Raw genomic sequence first — 15693 nt, forward strand, 5'->3', positions numbered from 1 at the left:
TGGTCACCGCCCTCTTCCGCCGCTACCTGCGGGCCGTCACCGCCGACAGCCGCAACCGGACCAACCTGCTGGCCGGCGGGCACCCCGAAGCGGCCCTCGACGAAGCCCGGCGCCGGCACATGTTCCCTCTCGTCGACAGCCACCACATCCGCCACCACAACTAGCAGCCCGACCTGGCCCGTTCAGGAGGCCCATGACCAACCCCCCGCCCCTCACCTCGGTACGGCTCGCTGACGACATCGCACGCCAGCTCAGCCAGCTCACACAGCTCTTGGCCCAATCGCCGCCGCACGAGGCCGCCCAGATTCTCGGCAAGGTCCTCGACTACGACGAGGGCCTGCTCGGACGAGTCACCAACCTGGTCGCCACCGGATCACGCTTCGCCCAGGACCACTCCCAGCGCGGCATCCTGCACCCCGAGGTATGGCTGGCCCTGGGCCGCGCGGCCAACGAACTCGACAGCGTGGGCGAGGACCTCAACGAGCACACCGGCACGATCAAACAGCTCGCCACGCCCGCCACCCCGTCCACCAGCCCGGCTGCGCGGCCCGCCGGATCGGCGATGGTCGTCAGGCGGCACCGGTGAGACAGAACAAGCAGTGGTCCGGCTGGGGCGCCGCCGGTCAGCAGGCCCAGCAGCACTACCTCGTCGAGCCCCGCTATCTCGCCGGCGGCGGCGACCTGCGCCACGTCACCGAGTACCTGCGCGCCTCCGGGTGGAAGGACAAGTCCAAGAGCGGCGGCCCCATCGTCTTCGACAGCCCGGACAAGTCCGTGCACATCGGATACGACCCGTTCACCCAGCCCGGCGGCTGGACCATCAGCGGGAAGCAGACCGCGCACCAGGAGGCATGGCACGCCACCTTCGGCCGGCAGACGCCCGTCGAAATCGTCGCCAGTATCACCGACGCCCTGTTCAAGGAGCGCAAGGCACACGCCCCCAACGTGTGGGAGCCCCTGCAGCAACAGGGCTGGGAGACCGAGCGAGGCCAGCACTTCACCGCCCGCAGCCCGGACGGCGATGCCTTCGTCCGCTTCCACCAGTCTGGCCCAGGCCAGGCACACTGGTGGGTCGGTGCTCGCAACGAACACGGCCGTGTGTGGGAGGCGATGTTCACGCCGACCACGCCGATGCATCTGGTGCAGGCATTCAGCACGGCGCTCGCGGACCCGCAGCCCGTGCTGCGGCCCCTCGGCCGCGTCCCGCCCTCCCAGCGGATCCGCACCACCTCCGTGTCCGTCCTGCCGTCCCAGCTCAGCGCCTGGCAGCAGGCCCGGATCACCGCCGCCAGAGCGGCCACATGGGCCCATAGCTCCTTCGCCACCAACCGGGCCCGCTCCAGCCCCGGCGCTCGCCCGTACGCGACGTCCGACGGCCGACGCCGCTGACCGGCCTCGGGTGAATACGCCCGCTGCCCTGTCCCCAACTTTCCTCGATGGCAAGGAGGTTCATCACCGATCTGAACTGCGACGACACCCTCGCCACAGGGGATATCCACAGGGCCGTCCACAGCCTGGCCTGCTCACCACCACGTTTCACTCAAGGACGCTGATGCCCAACCCCTCACACCCCAGCTCCGACCAGATCGCGCAGGCGACCGCAACCCTGACCCAGCTCAAGGACTATCTACGCACCAACCCGCCCGTCACCGACGTGCTGCCGCTGCTGGCTCGCCTCCTCGACGAGGACACCGGCGTCCCCATCCTGCTCGGCGACGTCCTGCGCAACGCCGCGCACCTCGTCTCCCAGCAGGCCACCAGCCCCCAGACCGACGAGATCCGCCTGATCATCGACGGGCTCCGGGACGCCGCCCAGGAGGCCACGGACTGGCACGTCCTGCACTGGGACATCCAGCGCGCGGGCGGCCAGGCGTTCGCGCCCGCAGGTCCGCCGACGACTTCGTGACCCGCCCCTACATCGCCAGCAAAGCCGACGACCCCTGGTCTCGTATCTGGTTCGACACCAGTCCCCGTCATCTCGCCGGGCCCGGCGACCCGCGCCATGTCACCCAGGCGCTGCGGGCCGGCGGCTGGAAGAACTACGCCGACCCCGACTTTCCCCATGTCGTCCTGGCCAGCCCCGACTTCCGCCACACGCTCGTACTCGAACCCGCTGCGGACACGTACTCCGCCTGGTGGCGGATCTCCTCACAGCGCTGGCACGCGTCGTTCGGCGGCAACACACCCGCCGAGATCATCGCCGGAATCACCGACGCCCTCCTGCACCCCGCCCCGGTCGCGGAGCCAGATGTGTGGCCGACCCTGCAAGCGGCGGCCTGGACCTACGAGCGCGACGAGCGGGGCAATGAGAGTGCGCGCCATCCGGACGGCATCACCACCATGGAGCGGCGGGCGACGCTGACGAGCGACTACTTCAGCTGGAGCGCCGACGTCGCGCTCCCCACAGGTCTCGGCGGCCACCAGCGGCTGTGGCACGCGTACTTCGACGACCGCACACCCCGCCACCTGCTCGCCGCCTTCGCCACCGCCCTCACCGACCCCGCGCCCGTGCCGCGCGGCCGCTACGACGTCCCGCACTCCCACCTGGTCACCCAGGTGGAACGCGGCGCCCAGGGCGAGCAACTGGCCGCCGCCCACGAGGCGCGCCTGAAGGCCATCCGGGCCGCCGCCCGCAAGGCCCGCCGCAGTGGCGCGCCGACCACGCACCCCGTCCTGGCACCCGCCGCCGAGTTGGCCGCTGCTGCGGCCCGGGGCCGCTGAACCACGCGGCGCGGCCTCGGCCGCGCCGCACCCCCTCGCCGTCACACCTGTATGCCCGAAGGCCCTTCTTGACCATTCCACTGGAACCCGCGAGCCCAGAGCACCGCCTCCATCTGAGCCAACTCGCCATCTACCTGAGGGAAAGCAGGCAGATCCTCGCCGCCTGGGACGCCTACTCCGACCAGCACTCCGACCCCGAAACGCACCAGCCCTACGACGAGGACACCTACGGCCTGCGCCAGCGCCAGCGCGACTCCGACACTTTGGTCTCTTTCGGTCGGGTATATGACCACGCCGACGAACTGGTGCACGTCGCCGAACAGCAGCTCGCCCAGCTGCCCACCTCCGCCCGGACCCGGCGCTACGCCTGGCAGGTGCGAGAACTGCGCGACAGCACCAAGGGGCTGTACGCCGTCCACGACGACTGGCTCGCCGTGCGCCGCGCACTGCCCGCGAGCGCCCGGCCCGGGACCGCGGCGTTCGATGAACCGCTCGCCGAAAGCTACGCGGAAGCCTGGCACTACCTCGACCAGTGGGCGATCCACGGCCAAGCGCTCTTCGCCATCAACGCGCTGGCGCAGAAGCGACCGAAGGCATCCGCGCCAGCACTGGTCACGACGCCGCCCATGCCCAGGGCCGCCGCAGCGTCGTCTACGGCCCGGCGGTGGTGCGCGTGAGCGACACCGTCGAGCAGGCGCTCATCACCCCGCGCTATCTCGCGGGCGGCGGAGACCCGGGGTGGATCACCGTGCCGCTGCATCGCGCCGCTGGCCGGAGCTACGGACACGAGCCGCTGACGCCGCGCGTCCTGCTCACCAGCCTTGACCAGCTCATCCAGCTGCGTCTGGACCCCGACCCGGACGATCCGGGCTGGTGGACCATCCGGCACACGCGTACCGCGGATCACCCCGGCTGGACGGCCACCTTCGACGCCCGCACCCCCGTCGAGATCATCGCCGCCTTCACCGACGCCCTGACCGATCCATCCGGCCCGCCCACCGCGCCCGATCCCTGCGATCCGAGCTGGATCCCGGGCTTGGCCCGCGACCGCATGACCGTGCACACCCATCACGTCGCCGCGCCGGACATCGCCTTCGCCCTGGAGCGACGCGTCAGCGCCCTCGCCGCCCGGCACCGCCCAGCGACCACTGCCCCGCCCGCGCCGCACGGCCGTTCGCCGCGCCGCACCCGCTGACCGGCCCCGCCCGCGCCGCGCTCCTGACCCACGTACCTGGACCAGCCCTTGCCCCAGCCCTCCTCCACCTCGTCCACCGACGGCTACGACATAGCCTTCCGCGTCCTGGGCGTCGTCCTCGCCATCGCCGTCCCCCTGTCGAACCTGGCGTGGCTGGGCGGCAACCTCACCTCCTGGGCCACCGACACCGGTCCCCGTGCGCCGTATCAGCCCGTACAGGCCCTGCTCCATCCCGATCAGCTGTGGCCCCGCCTCGGCGACACGTCCCTGCTGCTGGGCACCCGCATCCTGCCCGGCACCGTGCTACTCGCACTCGGGATCACGGCCGCCGTGCTGTACAAGCGGCACAAGGACAGCAACGGCGGACGCAGGAAGCGCGTCGCCGGGATGGCCAAACAGCGGGACATCGAGCCGCTGATGTCCAAGGCCATCACCGCCAAGGCAAGATCATTGCGCCCAAGCCTGAAGGACGCCAAGCACCTCAACCCGGCCGACACCGGCATCCTGCTCGGCAACCTCCAGGGCACGAAGCACGAAGTGCGCATGGGGTACGAGGACGTCGCCGTCGCGATCATGGCGCCGCGCTCCGGCAAGACCACATCGCTGGCGATCCCCTCCATCCTCAACGCGCCAGGCCCGGTCCTGCTCACGTCCAACAAGGCGGCGGGCGACGCCTACACGGCCACGCTCGACGCGCGGGCGGCCGTCGGCCGGACCTGGTCGATGGACCCGCAGCAGATCGCCCACGCCGAACGGGCCATGTGGTGGAACCCCTTGTCCGACACCAAGACCCTCGACGGCGCCGGCAGGCTCGCCGGCCACTTCCTCGCCGCCAGCGTCGACGCCTCCCAGCAGGGCGACTTCTGGTCCAAGGCGGGATCCAACATCCTCTCGCAGCTGTTCCTGGCCGCCGCGCTCGCCGAACGGCCAATCACGGACGTGATGCAGTGGCTGGCATTCCCCGCCGACCGGACCCCGCTGGACGTCCTGCGCGATCACGGGTTCGCCGCCGTCGCCGCGCAGTTGAAGGGCACCGTGGAGGGCCCGCCGGAGACCCGCGACGGGATCTACGAGACCGCCCGCCAGTACGCCGCCGCCCTGCTCAACAGCGAGATCGCCGCATGGGTGACCCCGCAGAAGAACGTGGCGGAGTTCAAGCCGAGCGAGTTCGTCACCTCGAAGGACACGCTCTATCTGCTGTCGAAGGACGGCGGTGGCGGCGCCTCGGCCCTCATCGCCGCGTGCGCGGACTCAGTCATGCGGGCCGCGACCGCCCAGGCCGAACGCGCCGGAGGACGCCTCGACCCGCCCATGCTGGCGATCCTCGACGAGGCCGCCAACGTCTGCAAAATCTCGGACCTGCCGGACTTGTACTCCCACCTCGGCAGCCGCGGGATCATCCCCATCACGATCCTGCAGAGCTACCGGCAGGGCCAGAAGGTCTGGGGCGACGCCGGCATGGACGCCATGTGGTCCGCCTCCACGATCAAGGTCATCGGGTCCGGCATCGACGACCCGGACTTCGCCGACAAGCTGTCCCGTCTGATCGGTGACCACGACGTCGAGACCACCTCCACCTCGACCTCCGAGTCCGGCAAGTCCACGTCCGTCAGCATGCGGCAGGAACGCATCCTGGCCGCCGACGCCATCCGCGCTCTACCCAAGGGCACCGCGCTCGCATTCGCCACCGGCATGCGCGCGGCCATGCTCGACCTGCGCCCCTGGTATCTCGAACCCGGCGCAGGCGAACTCTCCGCCGCCTCCGCCCGGGCGTCCAAGGACATCACCGAGCGTGCTGTGGCCAAGGCTGCCCCGAAGCAGACCGACTTCGGCACCGCCGCCTAGTCCCCGCCCCCTTCTCCCCACTCAACTCGCCCACGGAGGCGCCCATTCACACCTACGAGCCCGCCGACCTGGACGACATGGAGCCGCACGAAGCAGGCCACACTCCAGAAACCGGTGGATGCGATCGACCAGCACAGCCGCCTGCGCGTCCACCTCGACGACGCCGGTCAGACCCTTCCCTCGGCCCGCGCCTGCCTTGCTGTGCCCGGCCGTCCCGCGACACCGAGCACGACCGCTCCCGTGCCCGTGCTGGCCCCGACCGTACGGCGCCCCTCATGACCACGCCGCCCACCGAATCCCTGTTGTTCGACGTGCCGCCGCTGACGCCCCTCTCGCGGCTGCTCCGCCTCGCCGATCAGTACACCCGGCACAACGACGCGCTCGACGGCCACGACATGACCGCAGGCGATCTCCGGCATGAAGTAGAGCCGGTGCAGGGCCACTTCGGGCTAGCTTCTTGAGCCGGATCATCCTCGACCTGTTCGCCGGCCCCGGTGGCTGGAGCCACGCGCTCACCGTCCTTGGCGTGCGGGACATCGGCCTGGAGTGGGACGAGTGGGCCTGCAAGACTCGTGTCCAGGCCGGACAGTTGACGATCCGGACCGATGTCGCCGCCTATCCGGTGTGGATCTTCTCCGGCCGAGTCCTCGGGGTGATCGCCTCCCCTCCCTGTCAGGCGTGGAGTATGGCGGGCAAGCGCCTCGGTCTGGTCGACCAGCCGCTCGTCCACCAGGCCGTTGCCGACCTCGCCGCCGGACGCGACACCCGTGAGCAGCTGCTTGGCGCGTGTGTAGACGGACGGTCTCTCCTCGCAGCCGAACCCATGCGCTACCTGCACGCCCTGAACCTGGTGGGCGAGCCCGAGTGGGTGGTGATGGAGGAGGTCCCCGACGTCCTGCCGCTGTGGCGGCAGTACGCGGCCATCCTGCGGACTTGGGGATTCTCCGTGTGGACCGGCATCCTCAACGCCGCCGACTACGGCGTCCCGCAGACCCGAAAGCGAGCGATCCTGCTCGCCTCCCGCGTCCGCACCGCCCAGCCCTCGCCGCCGACCCACGCGCCCTCCGCCGAGCCGGAGTCGCTGTTCGGGCCCGGCCGCGCCCGCTGGGTGTCGATGGCCGAGGCCCTGGGCTGGGGCGCCACCGACCGGCCCGTGCCTACCGTGTGCGCCGGCGGCGGACCAGGCGGCGGCCCCGAACCTTTTCCCTCCGGCTCCCGCAAAACCCTTGCCGACGCCCGCGCACGCGGCACCTGGACACCTCACCCCGACACTGAGACCGTCCTGACCTCCCGTAGAGACGGCCCATACTCGGCCGCCCGGCCCGGTGAGAGCCGCCTCGCAGATGCTCCGGCCCCCACCTTGATCGCTGAGGCGCACCGCTGGTCATGGTCACTACGCAGCAACAACCAGACCAACGCCACCGTGCGCCGTGCCGACGAGCCCGCCGGCACCCTGTTCTTCGGCCATCGGGCCAACGAATGCACCTGGGTCGCCGACACGGCCTCCGGTCTTCCGAACGGCGAGCAGCGAGCGGTGCCAGCCCCGATCAAGATCACCGCTCGGGAAGCGGGCGTGCTGCAGAGCTTCCCCGCCGACTATCCGTGGCAGGGCAACAAGGGTCAGCAGTTCTCGCAGATCGGCAACGCCGTCCCCCCGCGCTTGGCCGCCCACCTGCTCGCCCCGCACCTCAACAAGCCCTTCAACCCCGCCGACTTCACCCTCGCCGCCTGATGCCCCACACCCCCGAACCCGACGAGGACGACGACCTCGACCTCACGCCGGCACCGAAGCCGGTCCACTACGCCGAGCAGGCCCTGCTCGGCGCCCTCCTCCTCGAACCGGCGCGCCTGGCCGACACCGAGCCGCTGATCGCCCACCACTTCGACAGCCACAACCACGCCGCGCTGTTCACCGCGATCCGCACGCTCCCGCCGCCCGACCCCGCCGACCACGCCAAGGACACCGCCTGGCTCAACGCCGTGCTCGACCACGCACGTCCGCACGCTCCCGGCCTGAACGCCTCCTACCTCCACGCCCTCGTCCAGTTCTGCCCACGGCCGAAGCACGCCGCGGCGTACGCCAGGATGATCCTCGCCGACAATGCCCGCCGGATCCTGCGAGCCCACGCCGAGCGCCTCGCGTCCACCGCAACCGACCCGGGCCTGCCCAGTCCGGCCGCCTCGACGCTCGGCCTGGCCGACGACATCGGCTGTGTCCTGGACGCTCTCGCCAAACAGTTCGCCCCGCACCCCGGCTCCTTCCCCCGCACGACACTCCCCGTGGATGTCCCCCGGCAGGCCGGCGAGGAGGACCTCGACGAAGAACGCCTGCTCCTGGCGACGGCCACCGCCTATCCGGCGGAGGTCCAGAAGATGCGGTGGCTCGTCGCCGAGGACTTCCTGCTGCCGCTGCACGCCGCGCTCTGGCAGTCCATCACCGCGCTGGTCCACCGCGGCGACATGGTCGACCCGGTCACCGTCCTCGGCGACGCGCAGCACCGCGGACTGATCACCGACTCCCTCACCCCCAAAGACCTGATGGCCCTGGTCTCCACCCCCGCCGGCTCCCCCGAGTACTGGGGCGAGAGGATCCTTCGGCGGGCCCTCCTCGCACGCGCTCAGACCGTCGCGGTGCGGATCGCCGCCTACACCGACGACCTCGCCAACACCCCCCACCAGCTCATCACCGGCAGCCGACGGGCGCTGGCCGACCTCAACGCCCTGCGCACCCGTTGGAATCGAGCCACCGCGCCCACGCCCTCTGCCAGTGCACCCGGGCGGTCGGCGACGCGACCTCAGGCCGGACCGTCACACTGGCCGACCGTCACCGCCGCGCGCGCCCACCGATGACCGCAACCATCGGGCCCGGCCGTCTCCACGGCTGGGCCCGGACTCGATGCGAGCCCGCCTACATGCCCTACAGCCCCTCCCCCCTCACTCTCCGGAGCCGCCCCAGAACCGACACCGAACGGCAGACCGTTGAAGCCCGCGCCACTCGGAACCTGCCCGGCACCGCTACAAACGCGGTCGCGCAGCCCATCGAGAGGGGTGCCCCGCCTACGCCGCCGACCCCGGCGATCACGAAGCCCTCCTCGACGACTTCCTCACCGAGAATGACGACGGGGAGAAGTACCGCACCTTCCCTATTGGATCAGCGTGTTGATGCTGGTCTGACAGGGTGGCTTGATGGGTAAGTGGCGTATTTTGGGTGCCGAAGGCGGCGATGACGGTGCCTTCAGGGCGACCAGGGTGGGCCGATCTCTCGGATACCAACTGACCCTGGCTCGCCGTTGAGCGCGGTCAGGTACTTGTACAGGCGGCGTGTGTGGAGCGGCGATTCGTCACGCAGGTCCGGTGTTGTCATGGCGCGAACAGAGCGGGCGGACCGTTCGTTGCCGTCCACCGCCAATGTGAGCGCGTACGCCGTGACGGGGACGGGTATCACCATCGGCCAGCCAATTCCTCGTCCTCGATGCGGCGTCGGCAGTCGCCGCATAGGGTCTGCGCAGTCCCGTCGTCGTCACCCTCATGGGGCCAGAGGCATCCACACCCCCCGCAGCTTGCCAACTCTTCAAGGCTGTAGCGGGCTTGGCAGGTGAAGCAGTAGTGCATCTCCTCACCAGGGCCGTCCATGAATGCGAAACAGGCCAGTGTCGAAGCGTGGCACTGCGGGCATTCGTTGGCCGGATGGCCAGGCTCGAACTCCTGGAAGACCAAGGCCAAGTCCTCGGCGCTCATCGTGGTGACGCAGAAGTGGCAATGAGCGCCGTTCGGAATGACGGCGAGAGCCCACTGCCCGCACACTGAGCAGGGCAGAACCGAGTCGGTCGTGCCCTTGAGTTCGTTGCCCCGCAGTCGGTTCATGCGTTCGTTGACGAACGCCTCGATGGTGTTCAGGCCGCTGCGTACTCGCAACATGTCTTCTTCGATACTCCCGCGCTCCGGCGCGTCGAGCAGTGGGAGCAGTTCGGCGTCGAGGAAGCGGAGCAGGAAGTCGAGCACTGCACCGGCTCGTGACTCCACAGCCTCTGCGCTGTGGGTCAGCCCGTAGTGCTGTAGAGCGTTCCGGTCCTTGCCGAGGTCCCTGAGAGCCGCGGCGTCCTTCTTGTTGATGTCGAGGCCGCAGATGTTCCTCAGACGTTCCACGGCGGCGTCCGTTCCACAGCTGTTGAAGTCGGAGGCGCCGAACTTCTCTGAGGTGGCCCTGGCAGGGTCGCTGAACACCAAGCTCCAGTGTTCCCGTAGCAGGCGCGACTTCAGCAGGACCTCGGCTGCGGCCTGGAGGTGCAGGACGGCGTACTTGATTTCGCGTGGGCCGGTGTGAGTGTCGGCGTCCAGATGCTCCACGACGCTGATGAGGTAGTCGATGCCGTTACGGACCGGCGGGAAGTCGACTTGCATGGGGCCGGTCCGGCGCCACCTCGGCCGGAACAGCTGGCGAGACGCTATAACGCTAGATTCTTCTGATACCACTCAAACCTACCCAGGTCATGCGGCGTTTGGCGTTACACCGACGATCACCCGAGCACGCTACAGGAATGCCGTAATTCTCTTCTGGGCGATAGCCATGGCGCTCGCGACTGCGTTCAAGTCCATGCACTCTTTGTCTTCTGCCTACTGGATTTGGCCATCGAGACGTTGCCCGTAGAAATGCGGCGCGTTCGGGTGCCGGTCGAGTTTGCGCCGCTCTCCTAAGGGCTTGCAGATCATCAAGGTGTTGCTTCCCGTCCCATGGCTCGTTGACGTGGTATGCGCATCCCGGACGAGGTCCGTACCCAACTCACCACGAGGTTCGCGGTGTTGTTCCCGCATCTGGATGAGCGGCAGCGACGGCTGCTGATGGCCGCGGAGGCCCGTGTTCTGGGACACGGTGGTGTTCGGGCCGTCGCGCGGGCGGCCTCGGTGAGTGAGACCACGGTCCGCAAGGGCGTGTTCGAGCTGGAGGCCGGCGACGAGCCGCTGGGGCGGGTGCGGCGGCCGGGCGGGGGCCGCAAGAGGGTCGCAGATCTCGATCCGGGGCTGCGGCCGGACCTGCTGTCGCTGGTCGAGCCGGACGAGCGCGGTGATCCGATGTCGCCTCTGCGGTGGACGGTGAAGTCGACCCGCACACTCGCGCGGGAGCTTGCCCGGACCGGGCACAAAGTCAGTGCGGACACCGTCGCGGACCTGCTGCGGGAGGAAGGCTTCAGTCTGCAGGCCAACGCCAAGACCATCGAGGGCAGCCAACATCCCGACCGGGACGCGCAGTTCCGCTATCTCAACGAGCAGGCCCGCGATCACCGGGACGTCGGCCAGCCGGTGATCAGCGTGGACACCAAGAAGAAGGAACTCGTGGGCGACTTCAAGAACAACGGCCGCCAGTGGCGGCCGACGGGTGAGCCGGAACCGGTGAACGTCCATGACTTCGCAGACCCCCAGCTCGGCAAGGCCGTCCCCTATGGGATCTACGATCTGACGGCGAACACCGGCTGGGTCAACGTGGGCACCGATCACGACACCGCCGCGTTCGCGGTGGAATCGATCCGCCGCTGGTGGTCCGGCCAGGGCCGGGCCGCCTACCCGCAGGCGACTCGACTGCTCATCACCGCCGACGCGGGCGGCTCGAACGGCTACCGCACCCGGGCCTGGAAGCTCGAACTCGCCCGGCTCGCGGCCGAAACAGGATTGACGATCACCGTGTGCCACCTGCCGCCGGGCACATCGAAGTGGAACAAGATCGAGCACCGGCTCTTCTCGCACATCGCCATGAACTGGCGCGGCCGCCCGCTGACCAGCCACGAAGTCATCGTCCAGTCCATCGCCGCGACCACCACTCGTACCGGACTGCGCGTCATGGCCGAGCTGGACACCAACCTCTACCCCACCGGAGTCCAGATCGGCGACGCGGAGATGGCTGCCCTGCCGCTGACCCGACACGCCTTCCGCGGCGACTGGAACTATGCCCTGCACCCCCGGCCCTGCCCAGCCATCCCAGCACCCCGGGCTCCGCAGAGGCCGGCCCCGGCGTGGGACCACGCTCTCCTGTCCGACCCCGCCCTGACCGGCATGTCCCGGCAGCAACTGAGCGATCTCACCGACACTTTGGCCCTCGACGGCGACGTCAAGCGCGGCCGCCCGCCCCGGCTCACCTTCCCCGACCAGGTCCTGGCAGCCGTCCTTCACCTCCGGGTCGCCCTGGCCGCGGAACCCCTCGCCGTACTGTTCGACAGCAGCCGGACCGCGATGCACCGCACCCTGCTAAAGATCAGGAGACTGTTCGATGCCCACGGCATCAGCGTCCCCCCGGCGACCACTCCACCCGCAGCCCTCGCACCCCTCCATGCCCAGGTCATCACCCTGACCAACGACCCCAACAGCAAGATCAAGACGCCATGTTGATGATCTGCAAGCCCTTAGGAGTTGCTGCGAGCTGATGTCGCCACCTGCTGCGGCGACTGCGCGCGGCCCTGATCGAGGCTCTCGGGCCAGACTGGTGCGCGGTCTCCTGGGCACGCTGTACAACCGGGCCGTGGAGGAATGCCCGCACGTGGTCGGCTGCCCGATGGCCAAGTACGTGAACAATCCGCCCGCGGCTCATCTGGCACGGCTGTATCCGCAGCACCTGGCGTACTCGCCGAAGGAGTCGACGAGCGAGCGCAAGATCGAGCTGCTCGGGTTCGACCCGCTCGCCCAGTGGCGCCCCGCCCGGCCCGGCACGTCCAACTAGAGGCGGGCCATCTCCTCGATAACGGCGATGGAATCATCCGACCACGCACCACGCACCACGTGCACGGCAGGCCGCAAGCTTTCCCGGCCCCCAAGGCAGAATCGGCAGCCTCTGGCGAACGGCCATCCCCAGCTCTGGGACGCCAGTCGATCCTCACGCCCACCAATTCAGGCGCGCTATATAGCGGCGGAGTCCCGGTTACCGAAACCGGGACTCCGCCGCACCATTGGTGGTCCACCGCCACGACCTGCCCGTACGTCGAAAGCGACACCCGACCACCACAGACCCGACGCCCTGCGCTCATGGCCAGGGTGCCGGCGAGCGATCACGCCGCCGCGTAGCTGGCGCGGAACAGATCCTGCGCCCGCCCTACATCCCTCGGCGTGCGGAGCTGGACCTCCAGGTCACCCGTCCCGTGGTGGCCGAGACCGGACACGTCCCGGGTGAACCCGGGAAGGAGGTCGACGCACTTTGGGTCGACCTTCAGGTAGACCAGGAGCTTGCTCCGCTGGGGCGGGCACACGCAGGCGAAGTTCCGCAGTCGCTGATACGCCCGGTACTGCTTGCGCTCAACGCGGTTGACGCCGTCGCCAAGCCCAAGCAGCACCTCGTCGACCGCGTTCGCCAGCTCCACCATCGACGCGCCCTGCCCGTCGGCTGCCGCCGGTGCGCCGGCCTTACGACGCACTCGACGGGCTACCTGCATGCCGCCGCTCACGGACGCCACGGTCTCAAGCCCGAGCAGGTCACTGCCGAAGAGTCGGTAGCGGACCAGGTCGATCGACCTTCGGTGCTCACGCACGGCGTGTACGTCGTAGTGCGTGAAGTCGCCCGCGATACAGATCAGGCGCGGTCCGCTCCACAGCACCTGGGACGCGGCCGTACCCCCGAGCCGGTCGCGGACCAGGTGCTCGAACTCGGCCCGGTGGTCCATCAGCCACGAGAGGTAGAACAGGCCCTGGTTGATGACGCCGGCATCGACGCCCCGCTTGTACTCGACGATGACCGGCGAGCCGTTCTCGTCCAGCCCGAGCGAGTCGATCCGGCCCCTGTGGACCGGTCCGGTGCCGTACTCGCTCGCCAGGAAACGGACGCCCAACAGCGTCTCCATGTGCGTCTCGACAAGGCCCTGCACATCCGCCTCGGCATCAGCGAGACGCGGCGCAACCTCGGACACACCACTACTCGTCGCGTGGAACAGCTTCAGACCCGACACCTCCCCCTCCTCGACTCGAAGATCGAGAACAACAAGGAGGGGCGCGATTGTTTCCGCGAGGGGCTGCGGGCGTGTGAAGGAAACGTGAGAGGCCGGAGCCAGCGCGACCCGCTGCGTCCCACGAACCTCCGGCATCACCTCACCCCGCATACGTCCCACAAAAACACTGATACGCCGCCAGCTGGGCACGAAGACGCTGGCCAGAACGCCCGCGAGGCGGATAGGCCAGGCTTCTTCCAAGCGCCCATCCCATGCTCCCCCTCCCTCGCGTGAGTGCTAATTCGACGGCCCTGCTCCGGGACAACACGGCAGCCTCGCCGCGCCTTAACCGCCGTCTCCGGCAGGTCACAGCTCCCCGCTGCCGGCGATCACGTCGCCATCAAAGGAAACGATCAAGTTGCACCCGTAAAGGGTCTGCTCCGCGCCGACCCGATGCTGAGCGGGCCCCTCATCTGTCTTGGGAAGCCGCCAGGAACCCCCATTAGGGAGGCCACCACCCAACTGTCAAGGATCGCCACACACTCCACGTGATGCGTCATCGGAAACACGTGGAGACACTGCCGACGGCCCCAAGCAGCGATGCTTCCGCCGATTGGGCCCTATGCAACTCACCTCCAACGCTGAGCGGAGCAGGGTATCCGTCAATGGCCGGTTACCGAAACCGGTGATTCTGCGGACTATTGGCAGTCCACCGCGTCTCCCCGCTTCCCCACTGCCGCGGAAGCAACTAAGCCCGAAAGGCACTGTTGACAGGAATGCCCAGTCCAAGCGGCGAAACGCCTCACGGCCAGTTCAGCCCCGAGTACATCCGCGCCACCTGGAGTGGGACGGCGAGCGTCGAGGACGCCGCCCAGGCGTTCGGCTTGTCGAGATCGAAGAGCTACGACCTCGTTCGCCGCGGAGAATTCCCATGCCGAGTGCTACCGATAGGCCGCACCGCCCGCGTCGTCACAGCCTCGCTCCTCCGCGTACTCGAGAGTGGCGAACCGGAGTACAACGGAGCCTCCAGTGCAAGCCCCAATTCGCCATGACCAACTGCACGACGACGCCCCGCCGCAGCAAGAAGCCGGCGGGGCGTCGTCGTATCAGGTCCCGTCTACGCAGGACCCCCGCCGGAAGCAAGCCGACGGGGGTCCTCACGTGTCACGAGCGATCACAGGCGGGTCACCAACCCCGCGGACGCACGCACGCCACAGGGCTCTGACCTGGACTTATGTACTCACCCTGGACCAACTGGACGCCCGTGGACGGCTTCTACGACATGTGCCACGTAGTACCCAGGGAGGGGCCCAGGATCAGGACAGGTGCGTCTTCTGGCCCGTCGAAGCGGTATTGCAGGGTGTTCGGTGGTGTCTCACTCACCCGTCAGACCCTCTCATCTCTCACGACTGCCCCTGTGACGGGGGGCATGACTGTATGGTCCTGACCAGGTGGGACCTCCCTGGCAGCGTAGCGTTTGAGGCATCGAACGATTTCGCGTCGCGTCTTGCCCTCCTTGATGCGGCGTTCGCAGCAGTCCTGGGTGCGCAGGTCGACGCGAAGGCGGGTCTGCACGATGAACCGCTCCGGGATCGGTGGAGGCTCTTGACTCCAGCGGCTGGCTGGGGCTGGTGTTGAGCGTAGTGGTTGGTCTCGTGCTCGTGGGGTGGGATGTCTCCGATCGCTGTGTGGAGGCGCTGGTTGTTGAACCAGTCGACCCGTTCCGCGGTTCCGAGTTCGACGTCGGCGAGGCCGTGCCAGGGCCTGCGGGGCTTGATCAGCTCTGTCTTGTAGAGGCCGATCTGGGATTCCATGAGCGCGTTGTCCAGGTCTTGAACTCGTCGATGAACGCTACGAGCGCTTCGACGGCCGGTCGAGCTCGGCTGCGAAGAAAGCCGAAGCCGCCCTGAGGATCTCGTTCGCCCGCCGCAGTTCGGCGTTCTCCGCCTTCAGGCGCTTGATCTCAGCAGCCTCGTCCGGAGTCTCAGATTCGGCTCGCGGATTTCGACGATGCCTTCCGCTGCCGCCCGG

Annotated in this window: 16 protein-coding genes and 3 pseudogenes; 14 read left to right on the top strand and 5 right to left on the bottom strand. The window is 68.8% G+C overall.

Translation table 11 applies throughout. The annotated features are described in order from the left end of the window. The first annotated feature begins 193 nt into the window (after positions 1–193). The 11 genes from OHS71_RS09365 to OHS71_RS09415 all read left to right on the top strand — a co-directional run bounded on the left by OHS71_RS09365 (position 194) and on the right by OHS71_RS09415 (position 8611). Positions 194–586: a hypothetical protein gene (locus OHS71_RS09365; RefSeq protein WP_326759176.1), complete on the top strand. Its 393-nt coding sequence runs from the start codon at positions 194–196 to the stop codon at positions 584–586. Then, positions 583–1389 carry a DUF317 domain-containing protein gene (locus OHS71_RS09370; protein ID WP_328478756.1) on the top strand — a complete coding sequence of 269 codons (807 nt, stop codon included), beginning with the start codon at positions 583–585 and terminating at the stop codon, positions 1387–1389. Before OHS71_RS09365 ends, OHS71_RS09370 begins: the two co-directional genes overlap by 4 nt. Positions 1390–1552: 163 nt before the next feature. Continuing rightward, positions 1553–1906 carry a hypothetical protein gene (locus OHS71_RS09375; RefSeq protein WP_328478757.1) on the top strand — a complete coding sequence of 118 codons (354 nt, stop codon included), beginning with the start codon at positions 1553–1555 and terminating at the stop codon, positions 1904–1906. Further along, entirely contained in the window at positions 1903–2721 is an 819-nt protein-coding gene (locus OHS71_RS09380) for a DUF317 domain-containing protein (protein ID WP_328478758.1), read from the top strand. The genes OHS71_RS09375 and OHS71_RS09380 overlap by 4 nt, the downstream gene beginning before the upstream one ends. 68 nt (positions 2722–2789) lie before the next feature. Further along, a complete protein-coding gene (locus tag OHS71_RS09385; protein ID WP_328478759.1) occupies positions 2790–3398 on the top strand; it encodes a hypothetical protein in 609 nt (202 codons plus the stop codon). Beyond that, positions 3395–3916, top strand: coding sequence for a DUF317 domain-containing protein (locus OHS71_RS09390; RefSeq protein WP_328478760.1), 522 nt, complete (start codon positions 3395–3397; stop codon positions 3914–3916). The genes OHS71_RS09385 and OHS71_RS09390 overlap by 4 nt, the downstream gene beginning before the upstream one ends. A gap of 48 nt (positions 3917–3964) precedes the next feature. Then, a complete protein-coding gene (locus OHS71_RS09395; RefSeq protein WP_328478761.1) occupies positions 3965–5761 on the top strand; it encodes a type IV secretory system conjugative DNA transfer family protein in 1797 nt (598 codons plus the stop codon). Between the two features lie 114 nt (positions 5762–5875). After that, entirely contained in the window at positions 5876–6040 is a 165-nt protein-coding gene (locus OHS71_RS09400) for a hypothetical protein (RefSeq protein WP_328478762.1), read from the top strand. After that, positions 6037–6222: a hypothetical protein gene (locus tag OHS71_RS09405; RefSeq protein WP_328478763.1), complete on the top strand. Its 186-nt coding sequence runs from the start codon at positions 6037–6039 to the stop codon at positions 6220–6222. The genes OHS71_RS09400 and OHS71_RS09405 overlap by 4 nt, the downstream gene beginning before the upstream one ends. 5 nt (positions 6223–6227) lie before the next feature. Then, positions 6228–7493, top strand: a complete 1266-nt coding sequence (locus OHS71_RS09410) for a DNA cytosine methyltransferase (RefSeq protein ID WP_328484453.1) — start codon at positions 6228–6230, stop codon at positions 7491–7493. Continuing rightward, positions 7493–8611: a DnaB-like helicase N-terminal domain-containing protein gene (locus tag OHS71_RS09415; RefSeq protein WP_328478764.1), complete on the top strand. Its 1119-nt coding sequence runs from the start codon at positions 7493–7495 to the stop codon at positions 8609–8611. The genes OHS71_RS09410 and OHS71_RS09415 overlap by 1 nt, the downstream gene beginning before the upstream one ends. Before the next feature lie 591 nt (positions 8612–9202). Here OHS71_RS09415 and OHS71_RS09420 read toward each other — a convergent pair. Then, positions 9203–10162: a hypothetical protein gene (locus OHS71_RS09420; protein ID WP_328478766.1), complete on the bottom strand. Its 960-nt coding sequence runs from the start codon at positions 10160–10162 to the stop codon at positions 9203–9205. A gap of 348 nt (positions 10163–10510) precedes the next feature. On the opposite strand from OHS71_RS09420, the gene OHS71_RS09425 reads away from it, so the two are divergent. Together OHS71_RS09425 and OHS71_RS09430 are read left to right on the top strand one after the other, a co-directional pair. Continuing rightward, positions 10511–12139 carry an ISAzo13 family transposase gene (locus OHS71_RS09425; protein ID WP_328478768.1) on the top strand — a complete coding sequence of 543 codons (1629 nt, stop codon included), beginning with the start codon at positions 10511–10513 and terminating at the stop codon, positions 12137–12139. A gap of 94 nt (positions 12140–12233) precedes the next feature. Then, on the top strand, positions 12234–12467 hold the full coding sequence (locus tag OHS71_RS09430; protein WP_328478770.1) for a hypothetical protein: 234 nt from the start codon (positions 12234–12236) through the stop codon (positions 12465–12467). A gap of 325 nt (positions 12468–12792) precedes the next feature. Here the strand turns inward: OHS71_RS09430 and OHS71_RS09435 are convergent, their stop codons facing one another. Further along, on the bottom strand, positions 12793–13683 hold the full coding sequence (locus OHS71_RS09435) for a DUF5655 domain-containing protein (protein ID WP_328484454.1): 891 nt from the start codon (positions 13681–13683) through the stop codon (positions 12793–12795). Between the two features lie 755 nt (positions 13684–14438). Between OHS71_RS09435 and OHS71_RS09440 the strand changes: the two genes are divergently transcribed. Next, positions 14439–14714 carry a helix-turn-helix domain-containing protein gene (locus OHS71_RS09440; RefSeq protein WP_328478772.1) on the top strand — a complete coding sequence of 92 codons (276 nt, stop codon included), beginning with the start codon at positions 14439–14441 and terminating at the stop codon, positions 14712–14714. Positions 14715–15065: 351 nt separating this feature from the next. On the opposite strand, the pseudogene OHS71_RS41305 reads toward OHS71_RS09440, so the two are convergent. The 3 pseudogenes from OHS71_RS41305 to OHS71_RS41310 form a co-directional block, all read right to left on the bottom strand. Further along, positions 15066–15240, bottom strand: a pseudogene (locus tag OHS71_RS41305) (IS110 family transposase); the annotation flags it as partial. 32 nt (positions 15241–15272) lie between these two features. Further along, positions 15273–15488, bottom strand: a pseudogene (locus tag OHS71_RS09445) (integrase core domain-containing protein); the annotation flags it as partial. Continuing rightward, a pseudogene (locus tag OHS71_RS41310) lies at positions 15482–15639 on the bottom strand (IS3-like element ISMyma3 family transposase); the annotation flags it as partial. The pseudogenes OHS71_RS09445 and OHS71_RS41310, both read right to left, overlap by 7 nt. Positions 15640–15693 lie beyond the last annotated feature (54 nt).

The sequence above is a fragment of the Streptomyces sp. NBC_00377 genome (assembly GCF_036075115.1).
Taxonomy (GTDB): Bacteria; Actinomycetota; Actinomycetes; order Streptomycetales; family Streptomycetaceae; genus Streptomyces.

Excerpts from the sequence above, each read along its gene's own strand:
- OHS71_RS09365 (WP_326759176.1), top strand. The coding sequence starts at position 194 with ATGACCAACCCCCCGCCCCTCACCTCGGTACGGCTCGCTGACGACATC.
- OHS71_RS09375 (WP_328478757.1), top strand. The coding sequence starts at position 1,553 with ATGCCCAACCCCTCACACCCCAGCTCCGACCAGATCGCGCAGGCGACC.
- OHS71_RS09405 (WP_328478763.1), top strand. The coding sequence starts at position 6,037 with ATGACCACGCCGCCCACCGAATCCCTGTTGTTCGACGTGCCGCCGCTG.
- OHS71_RS09415 (WP_328478764.1), top strand. The coding sequence starts at position 7,493 with ATGCCCCACACCCCCGAACCCGACGAGGACGACGACCTCGACCTCACG.
- OHS71_RS09420 (WP_328478766.1), bottom strand. The coding sequence starts at position 10,162 with ATGCAAGTCGACTTCCCGCCGGTCCGTAACGGCATCGACTACCTCATC.
- OHS71_RS09425 (WP_328478768.1), top strand. The coding sequence starts at position 10,511 with ATGCGCATCCCGGACGAGGTCCGTACCCAACTCACCACGAGGTTCGCG.
- OHS71_RS09440 (WP_328478772.1), top strand. The coding sequence starts at position 14,439 with ATGCCCAGTCCAAGCGGCGAAACGCCTCACGGCCAGTTCAGCCCCGAG.